The sequence below is a fragment of the Arthrobacter sp. Rue61a genome, from assembly GCF_000294695.2.
Taxonomy (GTDB): domain Bacteria; phylum Actinomycetota; class Actinomycetes; order Actinomycetales; family Micrococcaceae; genus Arthrobacter; species Arthrobacter aurescens_A.
Genome location: NC_018531.1, coordinates 2,304,512 through 2,321,646 on the forward strand (window position 1 = coordinate 2,304,512; position 17,135 = coordinate 2,321,646).

Annotated in this window: 16 protein-coding genes; 7 read left to right on the forward strand and 9 right to left on the reverse strand. The window is 62.5% G+C overall.

The window, feature by feature from the left end; all coding sequences use genetic code 11:
- The first annotated feature begins 137 nt into the window (after positions 1–137).
- Positions 138–1,562 carry a glycoside hydrolase family 32 protein gene (locus tag ARUE_RS10465; RefSeq protein ID WP_043470196.1) on the forward strand — a complete coding sequence of 475 codons (1,425 nt, stop codon included), beginning with the start codon at positions 138–140 and terminating at the stop codon, positions 1,560–1,562.
- A 27-nt stretch (positions 1,563–1,589) separates the two neighbouring features.
- Positions 1,590–2,534, forward strand: a complete 945-nt coding sequence (locus tag ARUE_RS10470; protein ID WP_014921755.1) for a carbohydrate kinase family protein — start codon at positions 1,590–1,592, stop codon at positions 2,532–2,534.
- A 4-nt stretch (positions 2,535–2,538) separates the two neighbouring features.
- Here ARUE_RS10470 and ARUE_RS10475 read toward each other — a convergent pair whose 3' ends face one another.
- Positions 2,539–3,180: a metal ABC transporter ATP-binding protein gene (locus ARUE_RS10475; protein WP_286140369.1), complete on the reverse strand. Its 642-nt coding sequence runs from the start codon at positions 3,178–3,180 to the stop codon at positions 2,539–2,541.
- Positions 3,181–3,204: 24 nt separating this feature from the next.
- Here ARUE_RS10475 and aztB point away from each other — a divergent pair, with 24 nt between their 5' ends.
- The 4 genes from aztB to aztD are packed head-to-tail and all read left to right on the forward strand — an operon-like array spanning position 3,205 to position 7,638.
- Positions 3,205–4,164, forward strand: a complete 960-nt coding sequence (aztB, locus tag ARUE_RS10480; RefSeq protein ID WP_014921757.1) for a zinc ABC transporter permease AztB — start codon at positions 3,205–3,207, stop codon at positions 4,162–4,164.
- A gap of 2 nt (positions 4,165–4,166) precedes the next feature.
- On the forward strand, positions 4,167–5,435 hold the full coding sequence (locus ARUE_RS10485) for a hypothetical protein (protein WP_014921758.1): 1,269 nt from the start codon (positions 4,167–4,169) through the stop codon (positions 5,433–5,435).
- On the forward strand, positions 5,432–6,343 hold the full coding sequence (gene aztC / locus ARUE_RS10490) for a zinc ABC transporter substrate-binding protein AztC (protein WP_014921759.1): 912 nt from the start codon (positions 5,432–5,434) through the stop codon (positions 6,341–6,343). Before ARUE_RS10485 ends, aztC begins: the two co-directional genes overlap by 4 nt.
- A 50-nt stretch (positions 6,344–6,393) precedes the next feature.
- Positions 6,394–7,638, forward strand: a complete 1,245-nt coding sequence (gene aztD / locus ARUE_RS10495) for a zinc metallochaperone AztD (protein ID WP_014921760.1) — start codon at positions 6,394–6,396, stop codon at positions 7,636–7,638.
- A 169-nt stretch (positions 7,639–7,807) separates the two neighbouring features.
- Here the strand turns inward: aztD and ARUE_RS10500 are convergent, their stop codons facing one another.
- Positions 7,808–9,256: an SLC13 family permease gene (locus tag ARUE_RS10500; RefSeq protein ID WP_014921761.1), complete on the reverse strand. Its 1,449-nt coding sequence runs from the start codon at positions 9,254–9,256 to the stop codon at positions 7,808–7,810.
- A 12-nt stretch (positions 9,257–9,268) separates the two neighbouring features.
- Complete coding sequence (locus tag ARUE_RS10505) at positions 9,269–10,381, reverse strand: PrpF domain-containing protein (protein ID WP_014921762.1); 1,113 nt, start codon at positions 10,379–10,381, stop codon at positions 9,269–9,271.
- Between the two features lie 218 nt (positions 10,382–10,599).
- Here ARUE_RS10505 and ARUE_RS10510 point away from each other — a divergent pair, with 218 nt between their 5' ends.
- Complete coding sequence (locus tag ARUE_RS10510; RefSeq protein WP_014921763.1) at positions 10,600–11,559, forward strand: LysR family transcriptional regulator; 960 nt, start codon at positions 10,600–10,602, stop codon at positions 11,557–11,559.
- Positions 11,560–11,573: 14 nt separating this feature from the next.
- On the opposite strand, the gene ARUE_RS24120 is transcribed toward ARUE_RS10510, so the two are convergent.
- The 6 genes from ARUE_RS24120 to ARUE_RS10535 all read right to left on the reverse strand — a co-directional run bounded on the left by ARUE_RS24120 (position 11,574) and on the right by ARUE_RS10535 (position 17,127).
- A complete protein-coding gene (locus ARUE_RS24120) occupies positions 11,574–11,825 on the reverse strand; it encodes a hypothetical protein (protein WP_051024971.1) in 252 nt (83 codons plus the stop codon).
- Positions 11,826–12,397: 572 nt separating this feature from the next.
- Positions 12,398–12,760, reverse strand: coding sequence for an MFS transporter (locus ARUE_RS24690; protein ID WP_051024973.1), 363 nt, complete (start codon positions 12,758–12,760; stop codon positions 12,398–12,400).
- 211 nt (positions 12,761–12,971) lie between these two features.
- Positions 12,972–13,928, reverse strand: coding sequence for a LysR substrate-binding domain-containing protein (locus ARUE_RS10520; protein ID WP_014921764.1), 957 nt, complete (start codon positions 13,926–13,928; stop codon positions 12,972–12,974).
- Between the two features lie 57 nt (positions 13,929–13,985).
- On the reverse strand, positions 13,986–15,548 hold the full coding sequence (locus tag ARUE_RS10525) for an ATP-dependent acyl-CoA ligase (RefSeq protein ID WP_014921765.1): 1,563 nt from the start codon (positions 15,546–15,548) through the stop codon (positions 13,986–13,988).
- Between the two features lie 83 nt (positions 15,549–15,631).
- Positions 15,632–15,949 carry a zinc ribbon domain-containing protein gene (locus tag ARUE_RS10530; protein ID WP_043470203.1) on the reverse strand — a complete coding sequence of 106 codons (318 nt, stop codon included), beginning with the start codon at positions 15,947–15,949 and terminating at the stop codon, positions 15,632–15,634.
- Positions 15,946–17,127, reverse strand: coding sequence for a thiolase family protein (locus ARUE_RS10535; RefSeq protein WP_014921766.1), 1,182 nt, complete (start codon positions 17,125–17,127; stop codon positions 15,946–15,948). The genes ARUE_RS10530 and ARUE_RS10535 overlap by 4 nt, the downstream gene beginning before the upstream one ends.
- Positions 17,128–17,135 lie beyond the last annotated feature (8 nt).

Sequence of the window (17,135 nt, forward strand, 5' to 3'; positions counted from 1 at the left end):
TTACTGGAGCCGGCGCGGTTGCGCTGGGCGGATCGATTGCGCTGGGCGGATCGATTGCTATGGGCGGGTCGCTAGCCCAGTCCAGCCCCGCTGCGGCTGCCACGACACCAGGCTCACCATCGAAAGGAACATCCAGGATGCGCCCGGTTTATCACTTCAGCGTGCCCGACAACTGGAAGAACGATCCCCAGCGACCCATCTACCTGGATGGGGAGTACCACTACTACTACTTGTACAACGCTGACTACATCGGTGGCGGTGGCGGCACGTCCTGGCGTCGCGCCACCACCACGGATCATGTCGCCTTCCGGGATCGCGGAGTGGCGATACCGAAGTTCACCAACACTAACGGTGACTGCTGGTCCGGATGTCTGGTGGTGGATGAGCAAAATACCGCAGGGTACGGAGCGGGTGCGGTCATAGCCCTAGTTACCCAAGCGCCGGAAGGTCGCCAAGCCCAGTACCTTTGGTACTCAACGGACCGGGGACGCTCTTTCAAGCCGGGAGGCGCGGCTCCTGTGCTACCCAACCCGGGTGTGCACGATTTCCGCGACCCCAAGGTGATCTGGGACGTGGACCGTGGGCGGTGGTTCATGGCCAATGCCGAGGGGCAGAAGCTCGGTTTCTACAGTTCTCCCGACCTGCGGTCCTGGACGCGCGTTGGCGAATTTCTTCGCAACGACTTAGGGCTGCTCGAGTGCCCCGATATTTTTCGAATGACCGCCGACGACGGCACCTCACACTGGATCCTTGGTACCAGCGCGAACGGCAAGGGCCGCGGACTGCCCGCGACGTACGCCTATTGGACAGGCGTTTTTGACGGCAGTTCCTTCACGCCTCACCGTCCCGAGCCGGAATGGCTCGACTATGGCTTCGACTTCTACGGTGCTGTGACCTACCCGCATCACGATGCATCGGGTGCCGAGGACCCCACACTGCGCCGGGCCATCGGCTGGGCGAACTTTTGGGACTACCCCCACAACACTCCCACCCTCGCAACAGAGGCTTACAACGGCGATGACATGATCGTCCGCGATGTCCGGCTCATGAGCGGAAACGGTGCTTACTACCTCGCTTCGGCCCCCACCTCTGCTTTGGATAATCACGTGAAGCGCGGGCATCGCCTGGGTGATGTGGCGGTTTCTGGGACCAAGGATCTGACCGTCCGGTCGCTGGCCTACGACCTGTCCTGCGAGCTGGTGTGGAATCCGGCCGCTCCGCCCGCCAATGTCGGTTTTGAGTTATGCCGCGCCCCGGGTGGCGGCAGGCATGTAGCTGCGGGCGTCTTCCTGCGTGGCCCGTTCACCTATGTCAACCGCCGCCCCACGATCAACCCCACTGCCGGCGAAACCCAAACCCCTGTTGACCCCGCCGCCGGGCGCCTCGCTATACGCATCCTCGTGGATCGCACAAGCGTCGAGATGTTCGTAGGAGATGGGCGCGTGGTGCACTCGCACCGGGTTTTCCCCCTGGAAGGCGACACCGGTATCCGCCTCTACGCCCATGAAGGAGCCGCTACCTTCCGGGACCTGACCATCCGTGAACTCAAGATCACGCTATAGCCCGCACCCCAACACGAGAGACAGCTCATGGATTACCTCAGAACAGCCTCACCCCAAACTCATCCGGCACTGGATGTCATGGTGGTGGGTGAGGCGCTTATGGACGTTGTTACCGCCGGCAACCGGAAGGTGGAGCACCCTGGAGGTTCACCGGCGAACGTCGCTTACGGACTCGCGCGTCTCGGCGTAGGCACGGGCCTCCTCACGGCCATAGCCCCGGACGACCGGGGGAGGCGCATCGAAGAGCACCTCCGAAGTGCAGGTGTGATACTTCTGCCGGGATCCAGATCCCTCACCCGCACGGCATCGGCAACAGCAACCGTTGCGCCCGATGGATCAGCCCACTACGACTTCGACATCTCCTGGGATCTGGCCCATCAAACCCCTGCATTCTTCCCGAAGATACTGCATACGGGTTCTATTGCCACTTTCCTTCATCCGGGCGCCAGCGTGGTGAAATCCCTGCTGGAACAAGCGCACAGGCATTGCGTGATCACGTACGACCCGAATATTCGGCCCGCACTTCTCGGAAGCCACGTGGAAGCGAAGGCGATCTTTGAGGAGCTGGTGACTTTCACCGACGTCGTCAAACTCAGCGATGAGGACGCTCAGTGGCTGTATCCAGGTCGGAGCATGGACGAAGCGGCCGCTTACATTCTGGGGCTGGGTACCAGTCTGGCGGTCATTACCAAGGGCGCGGAAGGCGCACACTTCGCCACCCCGGGCTTCAGCGTCAGCATCCCTGCCGCGAAAACCCGCGTTACAGACACCATCGGTGCCGGAGACTCGTTCATGTCAGCGCTGATTCTGGGATTGCTCAACCGCGGAACGGAAGGGTTCGCCCCAGCCGTTCTGGACCAGCTCGGGCATGCCGCGGCCGCGGCTGCGGCAATCACTGTTCAGCGCCCGGGAGCGAACCCTCCCACCCTTGAGGAATTGAACGCCGTTCTCGAAAGTCAGCGGGTCGGATGATTGATTAGCTCACCCGTCGGCCGCCGACCAGTCTCACTACGCAGTCCGCGGCGTCGATCGATTCTTCGTCGTGGCTGACGCAGGCCACTGCTGCACCGCGTACTGCTTCTGCTGCGAGCATGGCGCGTGTTCGCTGCCGGCTCTCCAGATCCAAGCCAGCCGCGGGTTCATCCAGCAGGAAAATGCGGGCACGGCGCGCCATGCCTTGGGCAAGCAGCACGCGCTGCCGTTGGCCTCCGGACAGGGCATTGAACGGTGATGACGCATATTTTGTGAGCTGAACGCGGGCCAAAGCCTCCGCTACCCGGGCTTTTCGCTCCGCTGCTCTTGGTGTGGAACCCCGGCCGGACCTGTCTCCCCACGTGCCCATCGTCACTACGTCACGGACGGTGAGGGGGAGAGAGGTCGGGGTGGTGACCCGCTGGACTACCAGGGCCACGTCGTCGTCGCGGTCCACTGTGCCGTGGGCAGGTGTCCGAACCCCCGCAAGGATCTCGATGAGGGTCGATTTTCCTGCTCCGTTGGGGCCGGCGATAGCCGTGACTTTGCCCCGTTCGAGGTCCAGGTCAACGCCGTGCAGGGCGGTAACGTCGCCGAAGCTGAAGTGAAGGTTGCGTGCGCTGAGGGCGGGGCCGGAAGTGATCACACCCAATTCTAAGCGCTTTTGATAATGAATCTCAATATGCTTTACAGTGACTGGGTGCACTGGCTAATTGAACCCTTTACCGCAGACTTCTTCCTTCGGGCCCTCATCGGAGGAGGCCTCGTTGCGATCATCTGTGGTGTCGTTGGGACCTGGGTGGTTATACGGGGCATGGCCTTCCTTGGCGAGGCCATCGGCCACGGGATGCTGCCGGGCGTAGCACTGGCGACAGTCGTCGGCGCACCAGCCATAGCGGGCGGGGCGGTGAGCGCCGTCGTCATGAGCGCGACGATCAGCTTGCTTCAACGTCGCGGCCGGCTGTCGTACGACACCAGCATCGGTCTGCTCTTCGTCTCCATGCTGTCGCTCGGAGTCATCATCGTGTCCCACTCACGCTCTTTTGCCACGGACGCAACCGCCATGCTGTTCGGTGACATCCTCGCCATGGACGCCGGAGACCTGCTTGGGCTGCTCCTGGCGGCCTTTGCCACAGTCTTCATTGCGGTGATCCTCCACCGCAGCTTCGTGGCCACAGCTTTCGATACACGCATCGCCCAGACCTTGGGCCTCCGACCACGGCTCGCCCAGCTGGCAATGGTGGGACTGGTGACCCTCGCTGTTGTCTCTTCCTATCAAGCCGTCGGTTCGTTGCTGGTGGTGGGACTCTTGCTCGCGCCGGCTGTTGCTGCCGGCCCTTGGACACGCAGCATTCCGGCCCGAATGGCGGTAGCAGCCGCCTTCGGCATAGTGGCGGTGGTACTGGGCCTGCTGTGTTCCTGGTACGCCGGCACAGCGGCGGGCGCCTCCATCGCCATGGCCGCCATTACCCTGGCCGCCTTATCCAGCTTGGTAGCGTCCAGCGTGGTGGCGTCCAGCGTGGGTGCATCAGGTGCGGGGCGGCGCCTAAACGCCTGGCGCAGCAGGCGGGCAGCCAAAATGCCCGAACCGCAACCTGCCCCTGTCTCTGTATCCCTCATTGGAAAGTAGCTATGAACCTCCGCGCAAACCCGGTGAATCTCCGAACGAAACCCGCAGCCCTCGCCGCCCTGGCCCTTCTCTTTCTTTCGGGGTGTGGCAGTCCGTCCACCACGCAGGCGCCACAACCTGGCGCGGGCGAACTTTCCTCGAGTGGTGATGGGCACGGGACGATCAACGGCGTGGCTGAGGTTGCTGAACCGCAGCTTCACCTTGTGGCTATCGACTCCGAAGGCGAGGCCTCCATGCTGGATCTCCTCAATGGAACGCCGTCCCGGCTGGGAAGCGTTGGGTCTCCGGCTTCGGTCAGCACCGACGGGCGGTACATCTTTGCTGCCAGCAGCACCGGCGTGGACATTCTGGACAGTGGTGTGTGGACGTGGGATCACGTGGACCACTTCCACTACTACCGGGGTGAAGCCGGGAAGCTCGGCAAGGTAGACGGTGAAGGTACTGCCGCCATCGCCACGGGGATGCTCTCTACGGCGGGCACAACCGGGCTGTTCTTCCCAACCTCCGGGGAAGCAGTCCTAGTGGATAACACGGCGCTCTCCGACGGGACTATTTCCGAGACCCTTCGCATCAAGACCGAGCCACACGCAGGCTTGATCGCCCCCTTGGGCGAAGGGGCAGTGGTCACCGACCCGGACAGCGCAGGGAACGCTGCCCGGCTGCGCGCCCTCGACGCCAACGGCAAGGAAGTGGCCAGCACTGATTGCCCTGCGGCGGAAGGAACCATCACCACCAGGGTGGGATTGGTGATTGGCTGCTCCGACGGTGCCGTGATCGCAACCATGGACAACACAACACCAGTCTTCGAACACGTTCGCTACCCGCAGGGTGCTGCTGCCCCGGCCACCGAATTCAATGCACGAAAGGGCAGGCCTACGGTTGCCGGCCTGGGCACCGATTCCGGAGTATGGCTCCTGGACACCCGCCAGCAAACGTGGGACTGGCTGCCGACGTCCACCCCCGTCGTAGCTGCCGCAACAGCGGACGACGCCGAGCACCACGCGGTGATCATCGGCGCCGACGGCACGGTGCAGGTATATGACACGTCAACAAAGGAACGCATTGCCACCACGGAGCCGCTGATGGCCGCTTCCCTTGCGGATCCAGCTCTGGCCGGAAAAATTCAGCTCGCAGTCGATGCCCAGCGGGCCTACGTGAATGCCCCCGCCGAGGGCCTGATCTACGAAATTGACTATGCCGACGACGCGAGGATTGCGCGGACGCTGGACCTGCCTACAAAGCCTGTTCATTTTGCGGAGACCGGCCGATGAGGCGCGCGGTCGTACTTGCCCTCGCCGCGGCGGCCGCACTGGCCCTCCCGGGTTGCTCGCAACCCGGGACGCCGGAGAAGCCGCAGGTAGTGGTTACCACCAACATTTTGGGTGACGTTACCAAGGAAGTACTGGGTGACCAGGCCGAGGTAACAACTCTGATGCAGCCCAACGCTGATCCGCACTCCTTCGAAATATCGGCCCAGCAGGCGGCCCTCATGGGCAGCGCAGACCTGGTGGTCTCCAACGGCCTCGGCCTGGAGGAAGGATTGCAACAACATCTGGACAGGGCCGCGAAAGCCGGTGCGCCAATGGTGGCGGCAGGTGAGGTGGTGGACGTCGTGCCTTACAGTTCCGGCGACGCCCAAGGCGCGCCCGACCCCCACTTCTGGACGGATCCGGCAGCCATGATCGACGTCGTTGACGCCGTCGAAAATGCGGCGCGCGATATTAAGGGGATCGATCCCACCCGGCTTGCTGCCAGCGCAGCGGCTTATCGGAACCAGCTCAATCAGCTGAACACGGAAATGACGAGCGCCTTCGCTGCCATCCCCAAGGAGCGAAGGGCCTTGGTCACCAACCACCATGTTTTTGGCTACCTTGCCAAACGATTCGATTTCCAGGTTGTTGGCGCGGTGGTCCCCGGGGGGACAACCTTGGCGGCACCGAGCGCCGCTGACCTGCGCCAACTCAGCGAGGCCATCCGCAGCGCCGGTGTCCCTACCATTTTCGCGGATTCATCCCAGCCCGACCGGCTGGTGCAAGTCCTCGCCAGTGAGGCCGGCGTCAACGTTCAGGTCGCGGAGCTCTTCACCGAATCGCTGACAGGACCCGACGGCGGCGCAGCCAGCTACCTGGACATGATGCGTGCCAATACAGATCGCATTGCCTCCGGGCTCAAGGCCTGATTACTTCACACAGCACTCGTAACAACCCGCACTCAAAACAACACAACAGAATGAGGAACCACTACATGCTCCGCCAACGAAGCACCCGCCTGGGAGGCATCGCACTGATTGCCGGGATGACGCTCCTGGCCTCCGCCTGCGCCAGCACCACATCAGGCAGCACCACTCTAGAAGGTACAGCCGGGCCGCCCAGCGCGTCCTCCACGGACTCCGCAGAGGCTCACGGACGCGTTGCTATCTCCTACCCGGGAGGCATCAGCGTCCTGGATAGCAAAACACTGGAGGTGGTCAAGGAATTCGACTCCGAAGAGTTCACCAGGCTGAACGCTGCCGGCGACGGCCGCCACGTTATTGTCACCACTAAGGCAGGCTTTCAGCTTCTGGACACGGTGGAACCTAAGCTCACTGAGCTGGTGGTGGACGCAACGGCTGCCGGGCACGTAGTCCGGCACGCCGGCAAGACGGTCCTGTTCGACGACGGTACGGGAACCACCACCATCCTGAAGACCGACGCCCTCGCCAAGGCAGAGGGTGCTTTGCCTGAGGCACAGACGTACAAGGCCGACTCCGCACACCATGGAGTGTCCATTGTGTTGGAGGACGGGAAGCTCCTTACCACCCTTGGTGACAAGTCATCACGCAGTGGTGCCATTGCGCTCGAATCCCACGGCGACCACTGGGACAAAGTGGCCGAGAGCAAAGAATGCCCCGGGATCCATGGCGAAGGAACTGCAGCTGATGAGGCAGTGATCTTTGGCTGCGAGGACGGCGCCCTGCTGTACCACCACGGAAAGTTCGAGAAGTTCACGGCACCGGATAAGTACGGCCGGATGGGCAACGCCTTCGTCTCCGAGACCAGTCCGATTGTGGTGGGCGACTACAAAACTGACCCTGACGCTGAAGGCTACCTCCTCAACTCTGTGGCGCTGATCGACACGGATCAGCACACCTTCAATGTGGTCAAGCTCCCGGAAGCCGTCCAGTACACCTTCCGGGATGTCGCCCGGGGACCCGGAGACTTGGCCTACATCCTCTCCACGAACGGCTCAATCCACGTGCTGGATCCAAAGGACGGGAAGATCGTCAACGAGTTCGCCGTGATCAAAGCCTGGGAAGGCCCGGCTGATTGGCAGGACGCCCACCCCGCCATCGTGGTCAACGGGAACATCGCGTACGTCACCGAACCGGCAGCAAACACCGTACATTCGGTGGATCTGACCACGGGGAAGATCACAGCATCGTCCAAGCTGGACGTCGTGCCCAACGAAATCGCCATCACCCTCGGAACGCACTGACCTACTACTTCTGATTTATCAACCAAGGGCAGGACCACTGATGGTGGTCCTGCCCTTGGTTGGCTGGGTCCGTTCCTGCGCCCGTCGGTCGGGCTTCCTGTTGCGAATGGAGTGCAGGTGCGGTCCGTGCCGGCCGACGGCGTGCGTCGGCAGTTTGTTGGTTTCGGGGTTACATGATGCCGGTGGGTACCAGCAGCGCCCAGGCAAGGGCGGGTGCGACGAGGACTACTCCGCCTGCGTACATCATCAGTTGCTTGTAGACGCGCTGCCTGTCGTCTTCGCGGGCGTTCGCTACTACCAGGGCACCGTCGGTGGAGAAGGGCGATACGTCCACGACGGTTGCGGCGATGGCGAGAGCGGCCACCGTACCTGAGGCGCTGAGTGAGCTGGTCGCCAGCAGGGGCCCGGCCAGGGGGATGAAGGCGGTGAGCAGCGCAGTGGACGAAGCGAAGGCTGAACCGACGCCGATCACGTAGCAGAGTACCAGGGCGATGAGCAGCGGAGCGCCGAGGGCGAGGGCTTGCTCCGCAAGGGTATCGATGACGCCGACGTGCTGGAGCAGGGAGACGTAGGTGATCATGCCGGCGACGAGCAGGACCGTGGACCAGGAGACGCCGCCGATGAAGGTCCGGTGTTCCTTGATGTTGACCAGGGCCAGGAGGAGCCCGGCGGAGAGGGCAACGAAGCCGATGGGCATGTGGAAGCCCAGGGCGCAGACGAGCATGGCGACGATCAGTGCCAGGGTGAGGATCTGCTGGCCGTGCGGGCGCGTGGTGCGTGTGGTGTCGAGGTCGGCGTGTTGGCCCGTGGCACCGTCGCGGAGTTTTCCAAGGAGGGCGAACAGCACCACGGTCAGGACGGACAGGATGAGGTTCAGGGCGAAGCTGGCTCCGAAGAGCGCGCCTTGGGAGATGGGGAAGCCGTTCTTCACAGCGATGTCATGAACCAGCACACCTGCCACGGAGAGTGGGGAGAATCCGCCGGCGTGGGCTCCGTTGATGATGAAGGCGCCCATGAGGACGGGATGGATGCGTGACTCGTAGGCGAGACCGATGGCGGCGGGTGCCAGCAGTGCGACGGCGGCGGGGGAGAAGGTGCCCAGTGCAGTCAGGGACGCGGCGAGGAGGAAGAATACCCAGGGCAGAAGCAGGGTTTTGCCGCGGACGAGCCGGACGCAGGTTTGGACGATGATGTCGACGGTGCCGTTGCGTTGGGCCATGCTGAAGAAGTACGTGACGCCGATGATGGTGATGACGATGTTTGCGGGGAAGTCGGCCAGGATTTCCTTGTCGGTCATGCCGAGCATGAAGTAGCCGACGCCGAAGGAGGCGACGAGTCCCATCACGCCGATGTTCAACGGCCACTTGGTGGCGACGACGAACATCACAACGAGGATGACCAGAGGGATGATCTGGGTGGCGGTCATGGTCGGCTCCGATTCCCGGGTGGCCGCCGGGTTAAGGATGGCACCCCCGAACAGGATGGCAACCAGACCCAGGATGACGGAAGCGGCAACCGTTATCAGCAGGATACGGCGGCGGTTGTTGGGACGCTGGGAACGTTCTTCCCGGATGTTGCTCTCTGCCTCGGGAGCTGGTTGGTAAATAGTCTTAGCCATGGTGGTTTCTCCTCATCGAGTGGCTGTTGCTAGTGAGGCTTCGACGGCGTTGCCGAGAGTCTCCGGGAGATGAATGATGCTGGTGGCGATGGTGCGGGCGGTCCGGTCGACGCCGACCAGAAGGGACCCGTCGTGCTCCTCGCTCCAGGTCTCGATGACGCCGGCCGGTGTCCGCAGTTTCAGGACTGCCTGGGGTGCGTCGCCGGTGATGTCGTTCATAACCGTGCCCGGGGTGCGGGCGGCGAGCGTGAGTGCGATGCTGCCGGTGATGGCCAACGCCGGATGCGGCTTGCCCATCGACAGCATCATTACGTTGACGTCGCACTCCGGCCCGGTGGGTGGGCCGACGATTGCGAGCTTGGGAACGGCGCGTGCAGCTTCGGTTGGAGTTGCTGCCATTCCCATTCGGACCGCTGCCTGACGACGGATTACGTCCAGGGTGTCCAGGTGCAATTCCACGCTGGCCTTCCACGTCTCGTAGTGGGCAGTGTCCAGTCCAAGTTCCTCGGCCCGGACGATGACTACCGGGGCGCCGGCGTCCACCATCGATACGGTCCAGCGGGTTCCGCCGGCCATGATCGTGTCTGACGCCTCACCCGTGGGGAGCAGATGTCCGGTGGTCTTGCCGGCCGGATCTTGGAAGCCAAGACCGACTCTGTAGCCGGGAAACACAACGCCGGGCATGTCCGCGTCCGGGGTGATCGGCAGCGCGCCGGCAGGTGTGGAGACCCGCTGGATGATGATCTGGCCCGTGTTGGTGTTACGGGTGACGATGCGCGTGGAATCACTACTGGGTACAACCCAGCCTTTCTCGATGGCGTAGAGGCCGACGACGGCGGAGCAGTTCCCGCAGTTGCTGCCCCAGTCAACGGTGGCCTCCTCGATGCCGACCTGGGCGAAGGTGAACTCGACATCGACATCATCGCCTGCCGGTCGGCTGAGGATCATTGCCTTGCTGGTAGTCGACGTAGCCCCGCCCACCCCATCGATCTGCCGGGAGTCCGGGCTGCCGAAGAGCCTGGGCAGAAGCACGTCCCAGTCTGTGCCGGCCATATCGGTGGGGCCTGTTTCGAAGACCCAGCATTTGCTGGTGCCTCCACGCATCCATTCGGCTTCGATCTTCATGGTGTTCCCTGCTTCCCGTGGCGCTTTGTAAACTTTGTGGCCTATAACGAGAATGATGCGGATCACACATGAAGACAATGTTGGATATCCGTGGGGGAATGTAGCTTTACTTCATTCATTGCTGTGAAGAGCTTCCTGTGCCTCTTATGTGAACGACTCATCTTTAATCATCACGGAACTGGCCCTTGACACACCGGGACCTTGCATAGAATGAACTAATGAAGAACAAGGGTGAAGCATTGCTTAACGATGAATACTCGGATTTGTTCGATATCCGCCGGCTTGCCCTGCTGGTGGAGGTGGTTGAGCATGGATCGATCACGGCGGCGGCTGACATCATGATGTATTCGCCCTCAGCCGTCTCGCAGCAGCTGCGGAAGCTGGAACAGGAAGTGGGCCAGCCCCTCCTCAACCGCAGATCCCGAGGGGTGGTTCCCACTGAGGCGGGTCAAGTGCTGGCGGGGCATGCTCGGAAAATCGTCGGACAGATGAGGGCAGCCAGGTCCGACCTGGGCCAGATCGCGGGTTTGAGGCGTGGATCGTTGACGGTCGGTACGTTCCCTACGCTGGCCGGTTCCTTCTTGCCATTGGTGATCCGCGCGTTCAAAAAGCGATACCCGGCGATCGGCCTCTCCGTGCGCAGCGCGCGCTTCGATGAGCTCGTCTCAGATCTGGAGTCCGGGGTCACTGGACTGTGCTTACTCTGGGATTATCCGTGGAACCGGTTCAACGACGAGGCCATTCGGATCACGGAGGTGTTCCAAGAGAGCACGGTGATCCTCGTGGCCAAGGGACACCCCCTGGCGGACCGTGATGAAGTGACCATGAAAGAACTCCGCAAGGAGTCATGGATAGTCCGTGCGGAGGCCCACCCTGTAGTGGAGGTACTTCAGCGATCCGCTCACGACGCCGGCTTTGAGCCGACCATCGGTTTCCTTGCCAATGACTATCAGGAGGCTCAAGCCATGGTCAGTGTTGGCATGGGCGTGGCGATGGTCCCCAAGACAGCAGTGGCTCTGCAGCATCCGGATGTCAGGATCCTCAGCCTCGGTGCTGACGCCCCAAAGCGCCGGGTTCTCTTGGCCCAGCGCCAGGACAAAGTGTATGCACCCGCAGAGGTAGCCTTCCACTCAACCCTTCTGGAGATTGCGCGTGAGCGGGGCAATGACTACCTCTAAGGCGGTGCGCTGACTTAGGTAGCCCGAATTTCGTCCCGAAGCGCTGCCTGACTGGACGGATGGGGGATGAAGCGGCGGATGAACGTTGCGGTAATTGCCCCGAGTTCGGACAAGAAGATCCAGGGAACGAAGGCTGTGGCCGAAGGTGTGTAGGCGAGTTCGTAGAGGGGCGCTAGTGCTGCATTGCCCAAGACCACGGCGAGCCCTCCGGCGCTGGCCAGCAATCCGTAGTACGCGCCGGTGGGGCGGCCGGATGCAAACTCCATAACCAGCCCCATGGTTACTGGCTGCACGCACATGTTCCCCAGTGCAGTACCTGTGACAAGAACAAGCGCTGGAAGAATCGGTAGCCAGCCCGCCGGGGGCAATGTGGCCAGGACTCCTAATGAGGCGAAGCCAAGGGACTGGAGAGCGAAGCCCCAAGGGAAGGGCTATCCCGGGCACGGCTCTCCGCATCAGGCCTGCTATCGGCCATTGCAGCGTGTTGGTCAAGACGGATGCGTAAGTAAAGACAAGCGCCAGTGAGCCGACTCCGGCTCCGCTCCGCTCCGCTCAAGTTCCACGGGAAGCCCGAAGTAGAGCTGGTGGATCGCCAAGAGGTTGACGCTGTAGAAGGCCGCGAACCGGAGGAACCTCCTGTCCTTAAGGCAGGATCAGAGGTTCGACGGCGGCGCGGGGCTGTGCAGTTCGGCAGAAGCCTTGGGGTTGGGGCTGTTTTTCGGCAGGAACAGCCAAAAGATCACGGTCATGAGGGCGAACACGCCGGCCCCGGTCAGTAGTGCCGTATCAAACCCTGTGTTGAGGAGAAACGATCCGAGCAGCGGTCCGACGACGACGCCTACCTACCGCAGATCACAAGCAATGCGAAGAGGGTTGACCGGCTGCTTTGCCCCTTGCCGTTCTTCACCGACGCGTCATCGGTGCCGCCGCCGGCGGATGGTGCGGATTCCTTGGAAGGACCGCGTTCGGCGGCGGCGCCAACGAGGCTTTGTAGTGCAGGGGAGAACAACGCCCCACCGATCCCGGTGACGATGGCCCCGATGAGAAAGAGCGGGAAGTCAGCGGCCCAAACCAAGAGCAGGAAGCCGGCAATACGCACGATGCATCCAGTGATCATGGACCGGCGGGCGCCCAGGACAATCCCGATGGCCAATGCGCCCATGCCGAAGTCACTTCGCATGGCCACTGCAAGGAAGGGCATAAAAACCTATGTTGAAAATCAACTGGCTCGCCAGCAGAAGTTGCGGCGCTGGTTCAACCCTGCCGGGACGTCCTTTTCTGATGATCGAACCGAAGGTCCGGGGAGCCGACAGGCTGATCTTTTTCTGCCGTGCGGCGGGGCTGGGTCATGATCCTATCTGGGGGCGCTGAAGCCTTCAAAGATTATCAAGAACGGTTCGCAGTTGCTTCCCTCAGGCATCCGTATCTCGACCAAGGGCAAGATCGCGTCCGATTTCGTCCCCAACTTCCCGTAGCTTCTCCGCGAGCAGTGCCGCGCTCGGAGTCAGCGGACGGTCCGGGGGAAGCAGCAAACCAACCTGTTGGGCGAGCCCCTCCAAGTGCAGGTCCAGAATCTCTACTTTCGCTTCCACAGTGGCCATGGACTCGGGCATGAGGGCAAGGAAGCCGCCCTCAACAACAAGCGTGCGCAGGGTTGCGGGTGCGCCTGATTCGACCTGCTGCGCCGGCGGTGCCAGCCCGGCATTCCGGAAGTTCAGTTCGAGTTCGTCCCTTAGGGGCGTATTAGCCAAGGGCACTACCCACCGGTGAGCGGCCAAATCGGCCAATGTCACCTGCGGCAGCGCATGCGCAGGATGCGACGGTGCAGCAACGATCCGGAACTCCTCCCTATAAAGCGGGACAAGCCGCAGCCGTGCTGTGCTTGGATGGTCGGTCACCCTGCCCACCAGCAGGTCCAAATCCCCGCTGCCCAGCTCCTGGATCAGGGTTTCCGGTGGTGCCTCGCGCAGCCGAACTTCAACCCGGGGCTTCTCAGCCATGAGCCTGGCCACGGCACGCGGCAAGAGCAGATTCGCGCCGGTGACATGGGCCCCCACCTGCACCAGGCCGGCATCGGGGTCATTAAGCTCATCTACCCGACGCCGCAGGGTTCCAAGGTGTCCTACGATCGCCTTGGCGTGTTCGAGGCAGGCTGCCCCGGCAGGAGTGGGAACCATGCCTCGCACTGTCCGGTCGAACAGGGAGGCCCCTACGGCGTGTTCGGCTTCCCGAAGCGCACGGCTGAGCGCCGGTTGAGTCAGATACAGTTCCTCTGCGGCCCGAACCAGGCTTCCGTGTTCTGCGACAGCGAGCACTATGACAAGGTGGCGCAGCTTCAGGTGGGTTGTCAGCAGCGCCCGCAGGTCCATACGCTCATCCTACGGGCAGCTACCTCCACGGCCGGAGCTCCAGGGACTGGATGACGGTCAGCGGGCACCAACCGCCGCGGCACGCCTCGGCTGCGCGATTTCCCGATCCCACTCGGCGGCCTCCCGGCCGGCGGCTTTAAGAACCTGTTTGCGTACCTTGCCGTTCTCCGTCTGAGGCAGTTCGTGCACAGTGCGGAAGAAGCGCGGGATGGCGAAGGACGCCAGGCGCGGAAGGCAGAACCTGCAGACTTCGCCGAAATCTACGGGCTCCCGGAGAATCAGGGCGGCCATGACTTCATCCTCACCGAGCTCGGAGTCGACCGCGTATACAGCGGCTTCCTGGATGGCAGGGTGTTGGCGGAGTACCTGCTCTACCTCGACAGAGGAGATGTTCTCGCCGCGGCGGCGGATCACATCCTTAATCCGGTCAACAAACCGCACCCAGCCGTCGTCGTCGATTACCACACGGTCACCGCTGTGGAACCACAGGTCCTGCCAGGCTTTGGCAGTTGCCTCGGGCATGTGGTGATATCCGGTGGCCATGGCGTGCGGCTGATCGCTGCGGATCAGCAACTCCCCGGGCTGGCCATCGGGAACAGGCACGCCGTCTGAGTCCACCACGCGGATGGAGAAGCCCGGCCGGACCTTACCCATGTACCCTGGTCGCCACTGCTGTGGGGTGGACCCAATAACGGAGTTGGTTTCGGTGGACCCATAACCGTCCAGCAGGAGTACCCCGAACCTCTCCCTGAAGGGCTCAACCAGGCGTGTGGGTGTGGCCGGAGAGAGTGCCAATCGGATCTGGTGATCACGATCCCCAGGGCTGGGGTCGCGACTGTCGAGTATTCCCACCATGGCACCCAGAAGATAGGTGACCGTTGCCCCGGCCAAGGATGCATCAGCCCAGAATCGCGTTGCAGAGAACCGCGGTCCGAGCACGTACTCGCCGCCACAGATGACCGCTTGCATGAAGGCATTAAGGGCGTTGGTATGGAACAGGGGCAAGCAGGTGTACAGGACATCGTCAGGCCGTAGCCCCAGTTGGTCGGACATGTTCGCAGCCCACCAATAGAACTGTCCTTGCGGGCAGAGAACTCCTTTGGACACTCCTGTGGTGCCGGAGGTGTACAGGATGGCCGCGGTATCTGCTGGTCCGGATTCCAGAGGCTCAATGGCGGCCGAGGGCTCCGGCATGGGCTCCACCCCCAGCTCGGGGTGACTTTGTACGTTCGTCCCATCAAGGACCCAGACCTTCACCCGTACGGGCGCCGGACCGAGGGCGGCAATGTGGGGCAGGAACTCCTGCTCGGTGACCAGCAGGACGGGGTTGGCATTTGTCAGGATGTGCCGTAGTTGCTCTCCCCGGCTGGCCGTGTTGATGGGAACGGCGATCGCGCCGATCCAGGCGCAACCGAGAATAAAGTCCAGCAATTCGGTCCTGTTGGATGACATCAAGGCAACGCTCTGGCCCGCCTCGATGCCGGCCTTGCGCAGCAGTCCACCTGTGCTGGCAGCGGCCTGAACCACCATGGTGCTGTCCCTACGGACCTCGCCGCAGCGGAACAGTGGAGCCGAAGGAGAGGTGCGGGCGCGTTCAAGCAGCATCTGTGGAATGGTCATTGGACGTTGGCTTTGATTGGCAAAACCGAGGTTCATTGTTGTTCCCCATTCAAGAGTTGTTTCGTGGTCATGGTTGTCCTCGCTCACGGTTGTTGCCCACTTGTCTGTGAGGGGTCCGGCAGGTAGGCGTACACACCGCGGGTAGTGTTCAGATTGTTCGCAAGCGGCAAACGGTCACCGGAGGATGCGGGGCCGCCGGTTACACGCCCGACGACGGATGGCCCGCCCGGGATTCTCAGCGTTGCCAAGAGTGTGCCGTCCGCTAGACGCGTTGTTTCGGCCACGTCAGCGTGCTCCACCAACTCTGTGGAGAAGTTCTCCCGACCGCACTCGGGACAGAAAAGCCGTGCCGGGAAGAAGAGGTTCCCGCAGCCCAGGCACTTTTGGATCGCGGCGCTCATTGGGCAGCCTCCAAGACCGACATGGTGGCGCAGGCTCCGTAGCGGTAGAGGACCATGCCGTAGCCGCTGACCACCGCATGACGGGCAGCTACCTGCCGTGTTCCGGCGCGGCCCATAAGCTGAAGTGCCGCTTCGGCCAACCCGTGCATTCCACCGGCGGCGCCCGCTTGGCCGGCGGAGAGCTGCCCACCGGAGGTGTTTACAGGCAGCAGGCGGGTGGCGATCCGGGCTTTGATGAAGGTCGCAGGATCATCGTGATTGGAAAGGACTCCCAGATCCGAGAGTTGAGCCACCACCATGGCCGGGTAGTCGTCGTAGACGCAGGCCAGGCCCACGTCTTCAGGCCCAATTCCTGACTGTTCCCAGCCCAAGGGCGCGCATTCCCGCAGCCCGGTTACCAGTCCGTCGCCTGATTGCTGGTCTGTGTTGTAGGAGGCCCGGACGGAGAGCACCTTTGCCCGGGGAGTTCCGTTGCCCGGATCTGCGATCAGCACAACGGCGTCCGCGCCGGTGACCGGCGGTACGCAGTCGTACCTGCCCAAGGGCGTGGCGACCATGGGGGAGTCCAGGTATTGGTCAAGGCTCAGGGGTTTCCGGTACACGGCGCCGGGATTATCGGCGGCCCACTCGCGTTGTGCCACAGCAATACGTCCGTAGTCTTCCCGGCTGAGTCCGAGCTTCTCCATCTGCCGGGTGGTCAACATGGCAAACAGGGCGTTGGGGCCGTTCATCGGCAGCGGTGCCAGGTGGTCCTCGGTGGCTTTGTTGTAGCTGGCTACCAGGCGGGAGAAGGCTGCTTGATCCATCACATCCCCTGCGGCGAGGACTATCACGTTTGCGTCACCTGCTTCTATGGCCCGGACTGCATGTTGGAGCATGCCGCCGGCGCTGGCACCGCCGTTGGTGTCTTGCATCAGCCATGAGAGACGCAGGCCCATCCGCCACGCCAAGTCGATGGCGTGATCGGGGCCGAGGGTGAAGCTGGACACTGCGAACCCGTCTACGTCGCTTAGCCTTAGACCTGAATCGTTGAGCGCGTTGCTCACGGCACGGGCGATGACACTGGATGTTTCTGTTCCGGCTGAGGGATGCCGGGTGTAGGGGGACTGTCCTGTCCCGACAATGGAGACCGTCACGGTGATCCTTTCGGTGAGTACGTCAACAGGAAGAGAAGGCATGTCCGTTG

Excerpts from the sequence above, each read along its gene's own strand:
- ARUE_RS10465 (WP_043470196.1), top strand. The coding sequence starts at position 138 with ATGCGCCCGGTTTATCACTTCAGCGTGCCCGACAACTGGAAGAACGAT.
- ARUE_RS10470 (WP_014921755.1), top strand. The coding sequence starts at position 1,590 with ATGGATTACCTCAGAACAGCCTCACCCCAAACTCATCCGGCACTGGAT.
- aztB (WP_014921757.1), top strand. The coding sequence starts at position 3,205 with ATGAATCTCAATATGCTTTACAGTGACTGGGTGCACTGGCTAATTGAA.
- ARUE_RS10485 (WP_014921758.1), top strand. The coding sequence starts at position 4,167 with ATGAACCTCCGCGCAAACCCGGTGAATCTCCGAACGAAACCCGCAGCC.
- aztC (WP_014921759.1), top strand. The coding sequence starts at position 5,432 with ATGAGGCGCGCGGTCGTACTTGCCCTCGCCGCGGCGGCCGCACTGGCC.
- aztD (WP_014921760.1), top strand. The coding sequence starts at position 6,394 with ATGAGGAACCACTACATGCTCCGCCAACGAAGCACCCGCCTGGGAGGC.
- ARUE_RS10500 (WP_014921761.1), bottom strand. The coding sequence starts at position 9,256 with ATGGCTAAGACTATTTACCAACCAGCTCCCGAGGCAGAGAGCAACATC.
- ARUE_RS10505 (WP_014921762.1), bottom strand. The coding sequence starts at position 10,381 with ATGAAGATCGAAGCCGAATGGATGCGTGGAGGCACCAGCAAATGCTGG.
- ARUE_RS10510 (WP_014921763.1), top strand. The coding sequence starts at position 10,600 with ATGAAGAACAAGGGTGAAGCATTGCTTAACGATGAATACTCGGATTTG.
- ARUE_RS24120 (WP_051024971.1), bottom strand. The coding sequence starts at position 11,825 with ATGGAGTTTGCATCCGGCCGCCCCACCGGCGCGTACTACGGATTGCTG.
- ARUE_RS24690 (WP_051024973.1), bottom strand. The coding sequence starts at position 12,760 with ATGCCCTTCCTTGCAGTGGCCATGCGAAGTGACTTCGGCATGGGCGCA.
- ARUE_RS10520 (WP_014921764.1), bottom strand. The coding sequence starts at position 13,928 with ATGGACCTGCGGGCGCTGCTGACAACCCACCTGAAGCTGCGCCACCTT.
- ARUE_RS10525 (WP_014921765.1), bottom strand. The coding sequence starts at position 15,548 with ATGACCATTCCACAGATGCTGCTTGAACGCGCCCGCACCTCTCCTTCG.
- ARUE_RS10530 (WP_043470203.1), bottom strand. The coding sequence starts at position 15,949 with ATGAGCGCCGCGATCCAAAAGTGCCTGGGCTGCGGGAACCTCTTCTTC.
- ARUE_RS10535 (WP_014921766.1), bottom strand. The coding sequence starts at position 17,127 with ATGCCTTCTCTTCCTGTTGACGTACTCACCGAAAGGATCACCGTGACG.